Source organism: Peribacillus sp. YIM B13481, from assembly GCF_042787985.1.
GTDB lineage: Bacteria > Bacillota > Bacilli > Bacillales > DSM-1321 > Peribacillus > Peribacillus simplex_A.
Map to the genome: position 1 here is coordinate 1 of NZ_JBHZPE010000130.1, position 1,269 is coordinate 1,269.

Annotated in this window: 1 protein-coding gene; it reads left to right on the plus strand. The window is 39.3% G+C overall.

Going from position 1 to position 1,269, the window contains the following annotated elements; genetic code table 11:
* Window positions 1–109: 109 nt before the first annotated feature.
* Window positions 110–1,269 (plus strand): IS110 family RNA-guided transposase (locus ACFX4X_RS25455; protein WP_377387659.1); only part of this gene is annotated, 1,160 nt, incomplete at its 3' end.

Here is a 1,269-nt window from a genome sequence, read left to right on the forward strand (position 1 = left end):
ACTTGGCTACTTAAGTCCGGTGGCTTATCGAAACTTAGCCCTTAAAAAAGTTGTTTGATTTAGTGTTGACATACCAAAGGACAAAACTCAAATACCAGGAGGCTTTAAAATGAATTATAACCAAAATAAGAAAATTGCTCAAATTACCTCTCAAACCCTTATTGTAGGGGTGGATATTGCTAAATTCAAGCATGTGGCACGTGCTCAAGACTTTAGAGGAATGGAGTTTGGATCACCTTGTTATTTTGAGAATACAAAAGAGGGATTCGAGCATTTTTTTAATTGGATTATGGAAATCAAGAAAGAACAATGTATGGAGAATGTGATAGTTGGGATGGAACCGACAGGGCATTATTGGTTCAACCTAGCTCATATGTTAAAAGAAAATGAAATTAAGTTTGTAGCTGTAAACCCTTTGCACGTCAAGAAAAGCAAGGAGCTTGATGATAATTCTCCTACTAAAAATGATGTGAAAGATGCTAAAGTCATTGCACAGTTGGTCAAAGACGGAAGATACGCCGAACCTACGATACCACAAGGAGTTTATGCCGAACTACGGGTGGCGAAGAAAATTCGTGATCTTTTAACAGAGGATCTTCAGACGGTCCAAGGCCAGGTCCATAACTGGATTGATCGGTACTTTCCAGAATTTCTAACGGTATTTAAGAAGTGGGAGGGAAAAGCAGCATTACAATTCTTAAAGCTCTATGCTTTACCACATGAAATAGTAAATTTCACTGAACACGAACTGTTAGCCCACTTAAGAAAAACCGTGACCCGAAGTGTAGGTCTAAGCAAAATTCGTAAGTTAAAGCAAGCAGCCAGTAAGTCCATCGGACTTCGACAAGGCTCCGAAATGGCAAAACTGGAGCTGAAAACGCTTCTGGCTAAATATGAATTAATCCACTTGAAATTCGAAGAATTGGATACAAAAATAGATTGTTTACTTGATGAAATACCAGGTGTACCACAAATGTTAGCGATAAAAGGTGTTGGTAGAGACACTGTTGCGGGCTTCTTTGCAGAAGTTGGTGACCTTAAGGAATATACTCATCCCCGACAAATTATTAAGCTGGCCGGCTTAAGCTTAAAAGAAAATACCTCTGGTAAGCATAAGGGGAAAACAACCATCACAAAGAGGGGACGGAAAAAGCTGCGAGCCCTGTTGTTCAGGGTTTGTATGATTCTGGTTGCCAAAAATTCAGCATTTAAGGCATTACATGCCTACTATACTCAACGTCCAGATAATCCATTAAAGAAGATGCAGTC